Raw genomic sequence first — 16,503 nt, 5'->3', positions numbered from 1 at the left:
CCGCCCTGCCCTGTCAACCGGTGCTGGAGCGCGAGGCCACGCGGGTGTCTTCGCGAGGCAGCCGCTCGTCGGAAACCAGCACCACCGGGCAGCGGCAGCGCTGCAGCACATCGCTCGTCGTCTCGCCGAACATCAGTTCCTCGCCCGGGCGCCGCGCCACGCCCATGACGATCAACGCCACCCCCCTGCCAGCCTGGCGGGCAATGGCATCGGCGGCGGCGGCCCTGCTGCGGATGGCGGTCTCGACTTCGACACCGTAGCGGTCGGCAAGCGCGACAATGTCCTTCAGCACCGCCTCCCTGCGGCGATGCGAGACGGTGTCGCGCGGCTCGTCGCGGCCGACCCGCGCAACATAGAGCATCTTGACCGGCGCGCCGGTGACGCTGGCAATGGCAAGCGCCAGCTCGGCGCCCCGGCGGGCGACCGACGTGCCGTTGACCGGCACCAGGATCCGGCCCGACTCGGGACCGAGCCTCGGCATCTGCCGGCCGGCGGTGGCGGGTTTCAGCACCAGGCAAAGCGGACCGTCGAAGGCACCGGCGATCTCGTCGAGGCGGCGGCTGAAGCCGCCCTTGGCGGTAAGCGCGCGACCGAGCCCGACAATCAGCATGCCGTAACCCTTGCGCGCCTCCTTCGCCACGGTCTCGGCCGATACGTGCCTGCCGTGCCTGCGGGTGACGGGAGCCTTGGCGGCGGGCTGCTCGTCGGCCTCCTTCGCCGCCTCGCGGTTGTGCTCGGCCCCCTTCTCGATCTCCTCCAGCTTCGGTTCCACTCCCGGCTCGGCTTCGTTCTCGCCGCCGGCATGCAGCACTGTCATCGGCTTGCCGGCGCCGATCACGCCGGCCATGTAGGCGGCGAAGCGGCCGACGACGCCTTCGTCGGCCACCACCAGCAGCCGCTCCAGATTGGCGACGAAGCCGCGCTGGTCGACCTCCTCGCGCTCCAGCCGCTTCTTTTCGGCCTCGCCGAGTGTCAGGCGACCAAGTGCCCAGCGCAGCGTCGGCGGCATCGCTAGCGTGGTGATGACGGCCATGGTGACGATCATGGTGAAGAGGTTGTGCGAAAGCACGCCGATCGAAAGGCCGATCGAGGCGACGATGACCTCGGTCGAGCCGCGCGCGTTCATGCCGCAGCCGACCGCGATGCCCTCGCGGCGGCTCATGCCGGCCAACTCCGCGCCGGTGAAGGCGCCGGCGAACTTGCCGAAGCTGGCGATGGCAACCAGCGCCACGGTGAGCAGCGCAAGTTGCGGATCAAGGAGCACGGTGAGGTCCGCCGAGAGACCAGCGACACCGAAGAACACCGGCATGAACAGCGCCGTGATGACGCCGCGCAACTGGCTCTCGATGTGGCGCGACAGGATCGGCGACTCGCCCACAAGGATGCCGGCAACGAAGGCACCGAGCACGGTGTGGACGCCGATCAGCTCGGTGATCAAAGCCATTACGCCCATGATGGCGAGGATGACGGTGACGACGGCATATTCGCTGCTGAAACTGTCGTTGGTCCAGCGGATGGCGTCGAAGACGATGCGGCGGCCGAGGGTGAAGGAAAAGGCCATGAAGGCGGCGACGCCCGCAAGCGTGAAGGCAAGGCTGCCGAGGTCGATGCGGCCCTTGGTCGCGATGCCGATTGTGATGGCGATGATCACCCAGCCGATCGTGTCCTCGATGATCGCCGAGGAGACGATGATCTGGCCGAGGTCGCGGCGCATGAAGTTCATCTCGCGCACCACCATTGCGACGATCTTGACCGAGGAGATCGACAGCGCGGTGCCGAGGACGAGGCCGGCGACGACGCGCTCGCTGCCCTCGGCGAGCAGCGACGCAGGCATGGCCTGCGCCGCCGCGAAGCCGAGCACGAAGGGAATCGCGACGCCGGCGGCGGAGATGGAGAAGCAGGCGCGGCCGACCCTGCGCACCAGTCTGAGGTCGGTCTCCATGCCGGTGAGCAGGAGCAGCATCAGCACGCCGAGCTGGGCGATGGCGTTGATCATGATCTTTTGCGAGGCGTCGCCGGAGAAAACCAGACGCTCCGCCTCAGGCCAAAGCCAGCCGAGCAGCGAGGGTCCGAGCAGGATGCCGCCGATGAGCTGACCCATGACGGCCGGTTGGCCGATGCGTTCGAGCAGCTCGCCGAGGCCGCGCCCGACGACCAGCAGCAGGATGATTTCCAGAACGAAAATGCCTTCGCTGGACATGCCGGTCTTTTCAGCCGGCAAGGCAGCGCCCGGGGTGAGCAACAGGGTCGCCGCCGCGGTCGCGACAAGCCAGCGCCATTTGTGCGGGAACGATAAAGACATGCACCCCTCATTCTGCCCGAAATAACGGTTGCATGCGACATCGGTTGCACGGGTGCCGCTCCCATCCAGCACATCCGGCGAGATCAGGACAATTCGATTCAAAGGCGGCTGTGGATGTTTGCTTTCGGGTAAAGCGAGTCGCACATGTTCGGCGCACGGCGGGCAATAAGGAGAAGCTAATGAAAAGCGACTTTGCCGCCGCCCGGCTGCATCTGGAGCGGGCCGGCCACTATCTGCGCGGCGACGACGAAACGAGCAGCGAGGCCCTTGCGGCGCTCGACCTGCTGATCGAAGCGATCGTTGCGGCCCAGTACACACGGCCTATGGCGGAGGTGGTGAATTTTCCACGGTCGGCAAGGCTGCGGTAGTCCCACGAAGAGGCCGCTTCGGGTAGGAGCGGCCTCGGCATGCCATCGGCTGACGAGCCGGCAATCGCCCGTCTTTGATCGCGTTCGACGAGACAAGGTTCGGGCTCGCCGTTAGCACGTTGATAAGCATTTGGTAATAAAAGACAGGCGATGAAATACAGGCTCGATCCAGCGTATAGGGTGCCGGTATCCTCGGCGGATTCGTGTCATGCGCATTAGAAGCCAGATCATCCTCAGCATGGTGAGCGCCGCGGCCTTGATCGGGCTGGTTGGCGGCGTTGCCATCTTCACGCAGATCGCCGCGACCAAATATCTTGGACTTACCGAAGCGACCAAGGTCGCGCGCGAACTGGCCGACACCATTGTCTTCAAGCCTTCCGACGGGACGCCTTCGCTTTTCGAGCGGCCTGATGCGCTCAAGCAATTCATGGAGCACCAGCACCGCCGCATGCACCGGGATTTCCTGGTCCTCGACCGCAACAAGACTGTCGTCGCCCATGCGGCCGACGAAGAGCACCAAGTCGGCGACAAGTTCGATCACGATCCCGGCAACGAGATCGGACAGACGCTGGAAGACGGCGTCCCGCGCAAATTCGTCGACCCGGAGGAAGTCAACGCCATACTCGCCGTGCCGATCGAATATCCCGAGGATACGATCATCGGCGCCGTGCTGCTAGAATATGATCCCGTTCTGCATGCAGCCGAACAGCGCACCAACAGCCTGCTCTGGCTGGTTGGTCTCAGCGCCGCGGCGGCCGTGCTGGTCGCGGTGGGGTTTGCATGGATGCTGCTCAGCCGTTTCGGCTCCGGCCTCAAGGATATGATGGGCGGCATGGAAGCGCTGGCGAAGGGCAATGCCATGACCCGCATCAGCCATGCCCGCAAGGATGAGTTCGGACAGCTGGCCGACGGGTTCAACATCATGGCGGACCAGCTTGCATCGGCGCGGGCGCATGTCGAGGATATCGTCGAGACGGCGGCCGAAGGCATCGCGGTGCTGGACAGCGACGGCCACATCGCCAGCGCCAATCCGGCGGCCGCAACGATGATCGGGCGCCGCGCCGACAAGATCGTCGGGCAGCAATGGGATGCTGTGCTGACGGTGCGCGACCCGAGAGGCGGTGCGTTCGCAGCCGGCGCTTCACCGATCGAAATGGCCTTGGCCACCGGCCGCCAGCACCAGGGCGAGGTGCGTCTGACCAAATCCGATGGATCTCATCTGCCGGTTATCGCCAGCTGCAGTCCGCTCAGCCGATCCGACGGCGGTCTGGTCCTCACCCTCAACGACATCAGCGAGCTGCGCCGCGCCGAAGGGGTCGTCAACGAGCGTGCCGATCAGCTGGCGGTGCTTAACCGCGAACTGCACGAGAAGTCGGAGACCACCACCCGCCTGGTCAAGCTTGGCGAGCTGCTGCAGGCCTGCGTGACCTTCCCCGAAGCTTTTTCAGTGGTCGGCACGGCCATGACCGAGTTCCTCGGCGGCTTGAGCGGAACCGTGCATTTGACCAGCGCCTCGCGCAATCTGGTCGAGGAGATGGCGCATTGGGGCGACGTGCGGTCGAGCGCCACGCAATTTGCGCCGGAAGACTGCTGGGCGCTGCGGCGCGGCCAGGAGCATGTCGCCGGCCCGGGCATGCTGACGCCGCGCTGCGCCCATATTACCGAGAATGGCAAGAAGGGCTATGTCTGCATGCCGCTGGCGGCGCAAGGCGAGACGCTCGGCATCCTGCATCTGTGCGAACCGAACGCGGTCGAGAGGCCGCAATGGCTGGCTGAAAGGCAGCAGATCCTGCGCGGCGTCGTCGACACGCTGGCATTGGCGCTGGCCAATCTGCGCCTGCGTGAGACCTTGCGGCAGCAATCGATCCGCGATCCGAACACCGGCCTGTTCAACCGGCGCTATCTCGAGGAAACGAGCAGCCGTGAGCTGCGCAGGATGGAGCGCTCGGCCCAGCCGCTGACGATCCTCATGCTCGACGTCGATCATTTCAAGCAGTTCAACGACACGTTCGGTCACGAAGCGGGCGACCTCGTCTTGAAGCAAGTCGCCGCCACATTGATCGAGCACGCGCGCGAAAGCGACGTGGTGTCGCGCTACGGCGGGGAGGAATTCGCTATCGTCATGCCGGGATGCTCGCTCGAGGAAGGCGCCGAGCGGGCGGAAGCACTGCGCCAGGCAATCAGGCAGCTTCACCTGACGCATCGCGGCCGCACGCTGGGCACCGTGACGGTCTCGTTCGGTGTCGCCGCCTACCCCGAGCATGGGTCGGGTTGGGCAGAAATCACCAATGCCGCCGACCACGCGCTCTACGATGCCAAAGGCGAAGGACGCGACCGCGTCGTCGTCGCCAAGAGCGGAGCTCCCGGCGAGCGGCCCGCGATCCAGCTGGTATCGGCCGCCGCGAAAGCGACTGTGGACAATAAGGGCTAACCGGCGGTCCGAGCTGCAATCAGCGCTGCCGATTTACCATCTCTCGCCGTCACGCGTGGCCATCAGGGCCATTGGAGCCGTGCCAGGCTGGTGAATGACGTCCGGCAATTCGGAAATCGCCTTCCTCGAAATATCTAGCCTTCAGCCATGTGGTCGACGGTCCGCTCCGGTAGCGGCCGTCGGCGCGCTTCGAGATGATGCCCTCAAGCCCCATCTTGTCGATGGCGCGAAGGATCGCCAGCGCATCGCCGTCGAAATGCTCGCTGTACCGGATCTTGCCGGCGCCAGGCTCAACCAGTTGCCACAGCGCGTGCTTGCGCTGCAGCAGGGGCAAGGGGGCAAGATTGCGACCATCGAGATGGAGGATGTCGAACGCCACGAACACCAGCCGGCTCGGCTCATTCCAGATCGCGGCTTCCAGCGCAGGGTAATCGGGAGCGCCTTGCCCACCGGCTACAATGACCTCGCCGTCGAGAATGGCAGCCCTGCATGGCAGCTCGACTGCCAGCGCGATGGGCCAGTATTTTGCCGTCCAGTCATGGCCGTTCTTACTGAAAAGACGCACGCCACCTTGATCGATGATGAGCTGCGTCCTGTAGCCGTCGAACTTGACCTCGTGAACCCATCCCTCATCTTCGGGCGGTTGCTTGACCAGAGTCGGGATTTGCGGCGGAATGAACTCCAGCCGGCGGCCGCTGACCTTGCTACGCTTACTCAAGACGGACACCTTTGACCGCGTAGCGGGGGGCGTCGTCGGCACAGGCAGCGACACCCCAGCTATCTGGACGCCTGCCGCCTGTGCCGAGCCCCCGCCGGACTATCGCGAACATCTACGGATGAGGCCGGAATGTCGTTAGCTTCGCATCCAGATACTTATCCTGGCGTACATATCTCGCTCTCGGTGCGGCGCTCTCGCACCGACTGGTCGATGCTACCCGGGATTGCCGCTGGCTCACGCAGTCCCTTGGCCAATTTAGACGACCCAGTTAGGCCTGTTGGTCTTCAGGCCTGAAGACCAACAAGCCTTAGTCCATCAAAAGCACCAGGGTGGGATGCAGCTTCTTCAGGTTCGGCAGTGATTTCGATTGCCAGGGTATGTCGGGCGTTCCACGCACGACGAGTCGAACATCGGGATGCTTGCGTACCTCGATGGTAAATTTCGCCAGCAGGTTGATGCCAGAAGAGTTGAGAAAGTGAAGGTCCTTCAGATTGAGTGTAATGGAAGCGGGATTTGAGGCAAGAACACTGGTCGCCAGAGCCATGATGGGCGCACCGGCCTCGGAACTGGCAAGCCGCATAGCGCCGTCGAAGAAAATATCGCTTCCTTCGTTCCACACTCGGTAGTCGTCTGTCTTGATTTCCATGACCTGGCTTCGTTTCTTCTAGTTGTGCGTTTGCGAGATCGGAATGGAGGCGTAGGTTTCCAGGCAAATCCGATCGCTTTCGTCGGCGGAGCTGAATATCCAGGCCAGGCGTGCGCCATAGTCGCTCATCAACGTCAGCAATCCGAGTCCGGAGCGTGACACGTCGGGGCTCGCGGCATTCGCTTCAATTCGCTGTATCAGCAGGTCTCTGGGGTCGCCAACCGTGATGTCCGCCAAGAGGTTTTTGAACTCGGAGGCGTTTTTACCATCGACGTCATTCGACACCTTGAGCTTGAAGCACTCCGAATCCATCGACGCCTCGATCACAATCTCGCCCGGTGCGCGAAACTTGACGGCGTTCTCGATGAGCTCGTTGACCAGATATCCGATGCTGTGCCGCACTTCGATGTAGTCATTGCGGGACGACCGGAAGCGCAACGCGAAAAGATCGGCGATGAAGTCCGAGGTCGTGGCACAATGACGCCAACTCAAGTCGAGAGGTCCGTCGAACAGCCGAACGCGACTGACGCTCTCCTTCATCCCGATTGCAATGTCAGGGGTACCGAACAGCGTTGTCATTGCTATGTGTGCCTTATGATCACGAGGGTGATGTCGTCATGGATCTTCTGGACTCCGATATGGGCCATCAGATCCTCGATGATCCCGGTCTTGATGTCCTCGGCGCTCCCGCCGTAACGTTTTTTTGCGCTCTGGCAGAGGCGCTCGAACCCGAATAGCCTTTTGTCCTGATCCTCCGCCTCGGTCACACCGTCGGTGTGCAGCACGATCACGTCGCCACTCTCGAACTGGATGTCACGCGTGTCGATAAACTTCGAGATGTCATTCTCCAGACCAACCGGCATACCCAGATCAAGCGTATCGATGCGTTCGACCTCCCCGTCCGCACGCACGACGAGAACGTCCTCATGCTGGCCGGATAGCGTTACCCGCTCATCCTCGAAGTCAAGAAAGGCCAGCGAGAGATGCTTGCCGGTGTTCGTCCGCTCGATGTTCTTGTAGATCGCTCTGTTCAGCCGATCCAGAAACTGGTGCGGATCCGCTTCGTCGGTCTCCTGCAGCGCGCGTGCGACGGATTGGACCATCAGCATCAGCACGCCGCTCTCGAGACCATGACCGGTCACGTCGCCGATGCCGATCTTGATCCGTGATCCGTTCTGCAGGACGTCGTAGTAGTCACCGCCGACCTCGTCGGCCGGCCGCATGTAGGCTGCGATCTCCAGCCCCGGAATCGCTTCGAGTTCGAATGGTTTCGGCAGGACCATCAACTGGATCTGCTTGGCAACCGCGAGCTCGGCGCCGAGGCGGACGTTCTCGTCCTGCAGCTTTTCGTTGAGAGCGGAAATCTCCTGATTGGCGTCGCCGAGCTCTCTGGTTCGTTCGTCGACGAGTTGCTCGAGGTTTTCCGTGTGGAAGCTGATCTGCTCGGCCATGCGGTTGAACGCGATGCCAGCGGCACCAACCTCGTCGCGCGTCGGAATGCTGACGCGGACTGAATAGTCCTTGGTCTGGAGCCGCTGGGCGGCACTGGCAAGCGCCCTGAGGCCCGCGGTGATCCGCTTCGAAATTCCGAGCACGGCTGCGAAAACAATCAGAAGCGAAACGATGATCGCACCGATCTGAAAGAGCAGGATACGATTGGTTGCGCGCGAAATACTCTTCTGCGCGGCAAACAGGGACGCATAGATCTCCCGTTCGGGAACGACGATCCCGACTGACATCGTTTCGGACTTGATCGGTCCCGAACTCCACAGATTGGTCGGCTTCAGTCGCTTGAGGACAACAATGTAGGGTACGCGTTCGCCCTTGTTGTCGAGCATGATATGCTGAATGACACCGTCATTGTTCTGGCCGAGAGGCAGCGACGCGATAGCCGGCTGCGTACTTCCCCGCAGGGACCGCTCCAGGCCGGTGACGCCCTGCGTGCCCGCGTCGCTCGATGAGGTCAGGCCGATGATCGCCTGGCCCGACGGATTGATCGCCACCACATTGCCAGTCGACATGGTGAGGAAGCCGAACCCGGTTTCAGCGATCTTCACCCTTTCGACGACTTCCGCGAGCTGATCGAGAGTGATGTCGGCCCCGGCCGTACCTGCGATACCGGTGCGATCGCGCGTCCACAGCGGGTGGAAAAAGCTGACGATCAGCTTTCCCGTGATTGCATCGGTGTAAGGCGCTGTCTGGGTGATGTCGTCAGGGACCGGACGCGACCCCGGATCCCTGGCCCATTGCTGCCATGAACCATAGATTCCCGGAAAGAAGAACTCCCAGAACTCCGCCTTGTTGTGGCCCGGATAAAGCTTGTCGAAGGTCTGCGCCTGGTCCGTATACGGCACCGTCCTGAAGATCGGCCGTTCTTTTGGACCAATATAGTACATTTGCAGTTTGGACGATCCGCTGGCCATGAGAGTCGGCGCGACGAGATCGATCACGGTACTGTCATCTATTTCCTTCTGAACGCCCGGCAGCGGAGCGTGGTCGGCGCCCAGCAGGTAGCCCCAGACACTGACCACGGAAGGCGCGCCGGGCAGGTTCTGCGCCCAATCGCCCTGCGCGTCGTAGACGACCTTCACGGAGCCGGGCGCTTCATGCGAAAGCGTCGCTCCGACCTCTTGCTGCCTCGTCGGTTCGTTGATCTGGGCCTGCAGTACGCCAGCCAGCGCCTTGACGTCGCCGTGAACCCGATCGAGCAGCAGATCGACGCTCAACGCTGTCGATTCGGCATAGGAACGAATGTATTCCTGGTTTGCGGTCGTCAGGCCCTCACCGACTTCCGATGTTGCGTCCCGCGACAGCTTCTGAACGTTCCAAAGGGCCAGGCCACCGCTCAGCAGGAGGTCGAACAGGACGGCGCCGCCAACGACCAACACGAATTTCGCTCGAAAGGAGCGCAGGCCGAAGCGCGGTGTAGGCTCATTGTCGGCTTTCATTGCGGCCGTCGCCCCGATGCGACCCAGATCGGCCAACCCGCATAACCTTTGGGGTGGAGCGCAGCGAAAATGTGGTCCTCGAAACCCTGCCGGAACTGTGAGACGAACTCAGGTCCATCGCCGCGCCTGGTCGCCATCTCGCCTGCATAGACATCCGCCCATGCCGCAATGACATCGGCGAAGTCCTGCGGATCGCCGTCCAGGTTAGTGACCATGAAGGTCTCCACACGGATGTCTTCGAATCCTGCTTCCATCAGATATCGCCGGCTCTTGGGTCCAAGCTCGACGTCCATCTCGAAATGTCCGAACAGCTTCGCCACCTCGTTATAGGTCCAGCGGATGCTTTCGGCGCGCGGCTCGCCGAGGCAATGCGAATTCTTCTCGTTGGTGATGTAGACCCGCCCGCCCGGCTTGCATATGCGGTAGAGCTCCTTGAGGATGAGTTCAGGCCGATTGAATATCTGAAGGGAATGCCGGCAGGTCACCAGGTCGAACTGCGCTTCGTCGAGCAGCATCTCCGACGCATCGCCATAGGTATATTCGATGCCCCGGATATCGAACTCCCGCATCACCTGTCGAGCATAGTTCAGGCTCGATATGGAGTGGTCGAGGGCGACGATCCGCGATGGCTGGAACTCCTTCTGCACGAGCACGGCGAAATCGCCGATCCCGCAACAGATGTCGGCCATGACGATCCCCTGCCTCATGCCGTGTCGCGGCAAGATTGCGCGCTCGTGGCGCCAGGTCATCTTCGTCTGTGAACGCAGGATCGGAACGAACCCGCCTTCCTCGAGGAAGCCCTGTCCCGGATAGAATTCGCTGTCATACTCCTCGACCGTGATGTTCGGCTCGATTCCGCTCAAGCGACCGAATTTTCGCGAGGTCCATCCGACGACGCTTGACGTGATGACGACGAATTTGAGATCGGGCCGAGCGCGGCAGGCGTCGATGAGGATCCTCGAAAAGGCGTGAAACGCGGCGTTGTTCATCTGCGTCAGGCGTCTGACATTGACGTAGAGAACGCCGCGCACACGGCCGATCGCATCGCGGAGCAATGCTATGCTGGGCCCAAGCTCATCGATTGCCTGAGGCCGGACCACCCCGGATATGGAGAACTCCTGGCTGTTGGCGTCATATTGCGCCTTGAAGCGTGGGAGGAGGTCGTAAGGGCTCAATGTTGCAGGCCCTCAAGCGGGAGATCCACGACAAGCTTGATTGCATCACCATCGGCTTCCTCCACCCTGAGTGCCGCGTTGTAGTCGACAGCCAGTTCCAGGAGCACGACCTCCCGGCTGGGCGCGAGATCCCCAGACACCGAATTGAGGTATCGCTCCCTGGCCTCTGTTCCTGCGACGCGTGACACGGCTTCTTCATAGAATTCGCGCTCCTCTGGCACGCATGGGAACGTCAGTTCGATCCTGTCCGTCGCGCCGTGGCGGGACACCCTGCATGCCAGTTCACCACCGGCATGGCGCGTACGAAAGGCGACTTCCAGCAATTCATTGAGGGCAGAGGAAAAGAGATTTGAATGCCGGACCGAGTCTGATCTGTTTTGACTGATCATCCGGGCCATGTATGTCGAGGCATAATCGCAGTGTCTCCAGGCGGAGACGAAAGCTTTGATTTCCATGTCGATCTGGATCATGGGCGCAAAAGTCGGCTCGCCAGCCAGCTTATGATGAACAGGTCCCATAGGCATCCTCCCTTGTTCCATCAGCATTGAGCCCTGGTAAGGCGATAGTCTCCGCGACGAAAAATTTCACCCCGCGCCGTGATGAGTCACTCTTGCACCGACTCGAAGAATTGAGCGGTATCTGCCTCGATCGTTTCCACAAATCTCCACTTCACCGTTAACAAAGGGTGCAAGGTGCAAAGCAATTCCAGGAAACATGCGTAGCGGTTTTCCGTCCGGATTTGTGTAAAAACAAATACTTAGGATCAGTGGTTCTATCAAACCGCTCTAAACCGCCCGATTTGATTCCTCCATCGCTCGCACCACCCTCAGCTGGGATCGTCTGATGAAATTGCCAATTGCATCGGCTCCGAGTGGGCGTCCCAGGAAATTGCCCTGCAGGCAATCGCAATTCTCCTTGATCAGCCACCGCGCCTGTGCCGACGTCTCGACCCCCTCGGCGGTGACGCTTATTCCCAGGCCGTGCGCCAGATTTATGATCGATCGCACGATGGTCTGGCTTTTGAGATCGGTCCCCAAGTCCGCAATGAAGTACTGATCTATCTTCAACGTGTCGAAGGGAAAGTTCTTAAGATAGCTCAACGATGAGTAGTATGTTCCAAAATCGTCGAGCGATATTCGTATTCCCAAGACGTTCAGAGTGTTTAACGTGTCGATATTGTCGATCGTCTTCTCGAGAAGAACCGTTTCGGTTATCTCGAGTTCAAGTCGGTCGGCCCGGATTCCAACTGCGTCGATGACCTGAGCCACGGTGTCAGTCAGCGATCCGCTAAGGAACTGAGCAGGCGACAGGTTCACTGCGATCGTCAGCGAGGAGGGCCACGTCAATGCCTGGCGACAGGCCTCCTCAAGCACCCATCGTCCAATCTCGTCCATCAGACCGTCCGCCTCGGCGATCGGTATGAACACGCCGGGTGGAATGATTCCGATCTCGGGGTGCCGCCACCGTAGTAGCGCTTCGAAACCGATCACCGATGCGGGAGACCGAATGAGCGGCTGATACTCCAAATAAAGCTCGCCCCGCTCCAGCGCGGTTCGAAGGTTGCGCCTCAGATTCTCGCGTTGCTCGAGCAAGAGCAGCATCGAACGGTTGAACGTTCGAGCGCAACCGCGTCCATCCGTCTTGGCTGCGTAAAGAGCAATGTCCGCGGCTTTCATCAACTGCTCGCCATCGGTACCGTGCTCCGGCCCGAAAGCAATTCCGATACTCGAGCCGACGAAGACGGGAATGCCGTTGATGACGAACGGCTCCTTGAACGCGTCGACCAGCGATCCTGCGAGGCGCTCGGCTTCCGCAGGCTGATCCTTTCCCAATTGGATGACGGCGAACTCATCGCCGGCATACCGGTACGCGGATTCGCCGTCCTGCAGCGCGTCGCGGATTCGACCCGCTGCGAGTTGAAGAAGCGTGTCGCCGGCTCCATGACCGAGCGTGTCGTTGACCGCTTTGAAATCGTCGAGGTCGATTTGCAGCAGGGCGGCTTTCGGCTTTGCTCCGCCGATGGCCGCGAGCGCCTGCTGTAGCCGCTCGCCGAACCGCCGCCGATTCTGCAGTCCGGTCAGCACGTCGTGCGTCGCCTGATGGAGCAGAATTACATGCTCCTGCTCCTCCGCCGCGCTCCGCTCGCCGTGCCCCCTTGTCTCGATGATTCCCACACCATTCGCGGCGGCGAAGACGAAAACGGAACGGGGCGCTTCGTCCGATGATCGCGGCAAGTCGATGCTTGCCGGAGTGCCGCCGTGGAACACACGAAGAAATTCGTCGCGGTACCCCGCATCGAGGAAGCTCGGGTAGATCTCCCAAACGGCGGCACCCGGCGCTACCGCGCCTCCGTACACGCCTTTGAGCTTGGTTGCGTAGTGCGTCAGGCAGAAGTCGCGGTCATAGAACGACAAAAGTTCGGTCGTGTTTGCCAAAAGGTCAGCGAGAAGCGCTTCGCCGGCGCGTGGAACATCGCTTGAGGAGTGCTCCTCACTCTCCGTGCCGACGCCTGATGCCTCTGGGTGCAAGAGCCACCTCCATAGGCGGTGCAAATTCGCCTCCCCCAGTCCAGAAATAGCATAACTGTCAGGCTTGGCAAACTTTCAACTGGCAGTCTTAACAAGTTCCGCGTGCTGCGTAGTTGCAATGTATGCCCGGCAGTGATTGGCGGCAAATTGTCGATAATGATGACCAGTCACAGTTCGTCAATAAATCGGCAAGTGGTGGGAATTAGCCATATGATTGATGGCGCGGTGGACGCGACACGAAAATATTGTGGTCCATGAGGCGGTGTGGCCTTCCCCGCCCGGCAACCTTTTTGAGCCCGGTCCGTCCAAAAATCGCCGATCCTGTTTCAGCTTCCCAGCGCTTTGAGCCAACCTTCAAAGGAAGAGGCCTTCTGGTGTTCGGCAAGCGAAGCAGAGTGGGCCGGGCGCGGCAACACCACCGTCCCGCGGCCTTCGCGGGGGCTGTAACCGAATTCCTTGCTGAATGCCCGGCTGAAATTAGCGGCTGAACTAAACCCGAAGGCTTCGGCAATTTCAACGATGCGCCGGCTGTCCGCCGGATCGCTAAGCGCAATATGGGCTGCCAGAAGCCGGCGGCTTTGTATGTAATGGAGAACACCACCGCTAGGTTCGAACAACTGATAGAGACGAGAGCGCGATACGCCGAGCGCCCGGCACATTGAATCCGGTGTCAGATGAGGCGTATCCAGATTGTTTTGGACGTATCGGCGCGCTCGCTCCATCAGCGCGACACCCGCCAATTGTTCGGCGGCGGCAGCATGCTCCGCCGGCGGCGCGAGGCAGGCAATGATCATGCTGCGTGTTGCGTGCACGATGCGGGGCAGATCTTCGGCCGTGAGACTGCGCAGTCTTGCTTCGATGCTGTTGACGTAGTCAACCAAGAGGCCGGCAACGTTGCCGAACAGAATTGAATTGTTCTTCGCGTCGAGGGTTGCGGCCACATCAGAGAACAAATCACGCGGCATATACAGAAGGAGACTTTCGGAGTCCGTTGTCCTCCCGCGAAACGGATAGCCAAGCGACCTGATCTCCAATTCGCCCGGTTGGCCTTCTGCAACGCGGCGATCGACCTCCGTCCACGACCGGCCAGTACGTGGCAAGGCGATATACCAGTGATCGATCGAACTGGACCGAAGCTTGGCGGCAGAACGGATGTAACTGTGTGCCGGAGCGTGCTGCTGAACGATCAGCATGCCACCGAGGTTCCAGGCCCTGTGGTCGGCGGGAAAGCCATCGTCCGGCGATTTGTCATCCGGCAACTTGACCTCGACAAGCGGAGCCATATGCGCTTGCCAGGCGGCTAATTGATCCTCTGGCGCCAGTTCGAGCGTTGAAAAGGACAAAGGCTCGAGGGCCGGCGCGAGTGGCGAAGCTGACTCGTTGTGAGGTTGAGCTTCGCGCGGCCAACGACGTCGATCACGCTCCGGCGGCCGCCTCGCAGGTGCCTCGTCTGGCTTTTTTGCGTCCATCGCGTGGTGCCATATCCGATTCGGGTATGCCCCATGCCCCTCTCAATCATGTGGTGTACTTCGGGCATCTGGCAAGACTTTGAGGCCGATATCGACAGATCAGCCAGATCAAGCCGTTCGATGACCACAGCCGCAACCCTGCCAACTACAGCGGAATTCGCGTCGACAGAGCCGGCGATAACGCTGAGTAACAGCAAGAAATGCATTCCGAGATAAGTTTCTGGATGCGACGCTAACGACACTCTTCAGCCCGCCGCATATAGAGTTGAGCATTGTGGAAGCGTAGTTGGGGAGACCCTATAAATGAACGCAAAGCTCAACAGCGAAGCTCGTCGCAAGATAATTCTTGACGGATACGTTAACAACGAGCCGTTGAAGGATATTGCGGCTAGGATCGGATGCTCACTGGCAAGTTTGAAAGTCACAGCCAGTAAAATCGGCTGCACTCGAACTCCGAAGGAGGCGGCCGATTTTAGGCGCGGCTTTCATATCCCGGAAAACAAGCGCCATGATTACTACCAGTTGATGAACATTGGTCAGTATAAAGCTCGTGAGTGCGCGGAAATTTTGGGATTGCTGACCGTTCAATCGTCAGGAAACGAGTAAACTCACCGCAATACACTGTCGACGATATTATCGCTGGAGCATTCCATCGCCTCAGCGACTCGTCGGGCAGCGGGCCCTGAAAGGTTCGCACCAAAATGCCGCGTGAGCGCTTCAACCGCACCTGCCTCAGCCCCCACGATCTGGCTGTTTGCGAACACGTGTTCGATCAGGTCTGCGCGGATGAACATCTCAACCCCTTGGACCCGGACGCCGAAATCCTGGCGGTGATGGTTGTGGCCATTTTTCGAAATGCTCACACCAGCGAGCGCGAACTGCTGGGAGCCGTCAGGTCTCGCCGGCAAAAGGTCGCGGGAAGCGGGCATTAGCGCACCGTATTCGATCGCGTAGCCGAGCGGGTATGGCTGAGCGCATAAACCCCTCCATGGAAAGAGGCTGGAACGTTTCAGCCGACCGCGCGTTGTGGATTTTGGGGGTGGCCGGCGTCGTTTCGGCCGGCCATGGCGTTGGGAGGCGCATGGCAAAGGGATGTCCCAGGTCCAGACTGTGAAGCCAGCCGAGGCGGCAGCAGCGCCGCGGGTGTCGGATGCGTTCGCGCTGAAGCTCACCTCATCGGAACTCGCGACCACCATGTCACATTTCCATCGCGCCGAGATAGCCCGCATGGCCGGCTGGCGCGACCGTCTGGACCGCACCAGCAACTGGGCGATCACCGTCGTCGCCGCAATGCTCTCTGTCTCTCTGTCGACACCCAGCGCCCATCACGGCGTGCTGCTGTTCGCCATGCTTTTGATCACACTGCTGTTGTGGATCGAGGCGCGGCGTTACCGCTTCTTCGACGTCTACCGGGCCAGGGTGCGCCAGTTCGAGCGCTATTACTTCGCACAGATCTTCTCGCCGCAGCCGGACTACGCCTCCAACTGGCTGGCCATCGTTGGCGAGGGCCTGCGTTCGCCGCGCTTCTTGATTTCGCAGCGCGCGGCTTTGGTGCGCCGGCTGCGCCGCAACTACATCTTCATGTACACGATCCTGACGCTGGCCTGGGTGCTGAAGATCACGACGCCCAGCCTGCAACGCGAAGGATCGCCGATCGGTTTCGGCGCGTCGTTCCTCGATGCCGCGCGCGTGGCGCAGCTCGGCGCTGTTCCGGGCATCTATGTGGTGTGCATGGTCGGGTTGCTCTATGTCGGCATGCTTGCCGCCGCTTTCCTCATCTCGAGCGACGAGGGCGAACTGTCGCATGGCACCGTGCATGTCTGAACATTGTCCCCGAAAGCGCAATCGGGTTTTGGATGCAATTGTTTCGCAGGCGGTCGGCATCACCGGTCGTGCAGCGGATTTGGCGAAGCCGCCG

14 protein-coding genes are annotated in these 16,503 nt (G+C 61.0%); 5 read left to right on the top strand and 9 right to left on the bottom strand.

Annotated elements, in window-relative coordinates; all coding sequences use genetic code 11:
* Positions 1–13: 13 nt before the first annotated feature.
* Positions 14–2,302 (bottom strand): cation:proton antiporter domain-containing protein, encoded by a 2,289-nt coding sequence (locus ACYHH6_RS18140; RefSeq protein ID WP_352587663.1) that lies wholly within the window; start codon positions 2,300–2,302, stop codon positions 14–16.
* Positions 2,303–2,481: 179 nt separating this feature from the next.
* On the opposite strand from ACYHH6_RS18140, the gene ACYHH6_RS18135 reads away from it, so the two are divergent.
* Together ACYHH6_RS18135 and ACYHH6_RS18130 are read left to right on the top strand one after the other, a co-directional pair.
* Complete coding sequence (locus ACYHH6_RS18135; protein ID WP_352587660.1) at positions 2,482–2,670, top strand: hypothetical protein; 189 nt, start codon at positions 2,482–2,484, stop codon at positions 2,668–2,670.
* A 208-nt stretch (positions 2,671–2,878) separates the two neighbouring features.
* Positions 2,879–5,101 (top strand): sensor domain-containing diguanylate cyclase, encoded by a 2,223-nt coding sequence (locus ACYHH6_RS18130; RefSeq protein ID WP_352587658.1) that lies wholly within the window; start codon positions 2,879–2,881, stop codon positions 5,099–5,101.
* Between the two features lie 49 nt (positions 5,102–5,150).
* On the opposite strand, the gene ACYHH6_RS18125 is transcribed toward ACYHH6_RS18130, so the two are convergent.
* The 8 genes from ACYHH6_RS18125 to ACYHH6_RS18090 all read right to left on the bottom strand — a co-directional run bounded on the left by ACYHH6_RS18125 (position 5,151) and on the right by ACYHH6_RS18090 (position 14,585).
* Complete coding sequence (locus ACYHH6_RS18125; protein ID WP_352587655.1) at positions 5,151–5,819, bottom strand: ATP-dependent DNA ligase; 669 nt, start codon at positions 5,817–5,819, stop codon at positions 5,151–5,153.
* Positions 5,820–6,126: 307 nt separating this feature from the next.
* On the bottom strand, positions 6,127–6,465 hold the full coding sequence (locus ACYHH6_RS18120; protein WP_352587652.1) for a slr1659 superfamily regulator: 339 nt from the start codon (positions 6,463–6,465) through the stop codon (positions 6,127–6,129).
* A gap of 18 nt (positions 6,466–6,483) precedes the next feature.
* A complete protein-coding gene (locus ACYHH6_RS18115) occupies positions 6,484–7,044 on the bottom strand; it encodes a slr1658 superfamily regulator (protein ID WP_162712409.1) in 561 nt (186 codons plus the stop codon).
* Positions 7,045–7,046: 2 nt separating this feature from the next.
* Positions 7,047–9,413 (bottom strand): SpoIIE family protein phosphatase, encoded by a 2,367-nt coding sequence (locus tag ACYHH6_RS18110; protein WP_352587874.1) that lies wholly within the window; start codon positions 9,411–9,413, stop codon positions 7,047–7,049.
* Positions 9,410–10,588 (bottom strand): methyltransferase domain-containing protein, encoded by a 1,179-nt coding sequence (locus ACYHH6_RS18105; protein WP_352587650.1) that lies wholly within the window; start codon positions 10,586–10,588, stop codon positions 9,410–9,412. The genes ACYHH6_RS18110 and ACYHH6_RS18105 overlap by 4 nt, the downstream gene beginning before the upstream one ends.
* On the bottom strand, positions 10,585–11,058 hold the full coding sequence (locus ACYHH6_RS18100; RefSeq protein ID WP_488500455.1) for a ubiquinone biosynthesis methyltransferase UbiE: 474 nt from the start codon (positions 11,056–11,058) through the stop codon (positions 10,585–10,587). The genes ACYHH6_RS18105 and ACYHH6_RS18100 overlap by 4 nt, the downstream gene beginning before the upstream one ends.
* Before the next feature lie 315 nt (positions 11,059–11,373).
* Positions 11,374–13,023, bottom strand: a complete 1,650-nt coding sequence (locus ACYHH6_RS18095) for a putative bifunctional diguanylate cyclase/phosphodiesterase (RefSeq protein ID WP_112566697.1) — start codon at positions 13,021–13,023, stop codon at positions 11,374–11,376.
* Between the two features lie 419 nt (positions 13,024–13,442).
* The gene (locus tag ACYHH6_RS18090; protein WP_352587644.1) at positions 13,443–14,585 is read right to left on the bottom strand and encodes a helix-turn-helix domain-containing protein; all 1,143 of its coding nucleotides are present in this window, start codon (positions 14,583–14,585) and stop codon (positions 13,443–13,445) included.
* Positions 14,586–14,888: 303 nt separating this feature from the next.
* Here ACYHH6_RS18090 and ACYHH6_RS18085 point away from each other — a divergent pair, with 303 nt between their 5' ends.
* The 3 genes from ACYHH6_RS18085 to ACYHH6_RS18075 all read left to right on the top strand — a co-directional run bounded on the left by ACYHH6_RS18085 (position 14,889) and on the right by ACYHH6_RS18075 (position 16,409).
* Complete coding sequence (locus ACYHH6_RS18085; RefSeq protein ID WP_352587641.1) at positions 14,889–15,191, top strand: hypothetical protein; 303 nt, start codon at positions 14,889–14,891, stop codon at positions 15,189–15,191.
* A 95-nt stretch (positions 15,192–15,286) separates the two neighbouring features.
* Positions 15,287–15,517, top strand: coding sequence for a hypothetical protein (locus tag ACYHH6_RS18080; RefSeq protein WP_352587638.1), 231 nt, complete (start codon positions 15,287–15,289; stop codon positions 15,515–15,517).
* A gap of 160 nt (positions 15,518–15,677) precedes the next feature.
* Positions 15,678–16,409 carry a DUF2270 domain-containing protein gene (locus ACYHH6_RS18075; protein WP_352587635.1) on the top strand — a complete coding sequence of 244 codons (732 nt, stop codon included), beginning with the start codon at positions 15,678–15,680 and terminating at the stop codon, positions 16,407–16,409.
* Positions 16,410–16,503: the final 94 nt, after the last annotated feature.

It is taken from the genome of Mesorhizobium sp. P171375 (assembly GCF_057786075.1).
The sequence above is the reverse complement of the archived record's forward strand: the minus strand, read 5'-3'. Positions and strand labels throughout refer to the sequence as shown.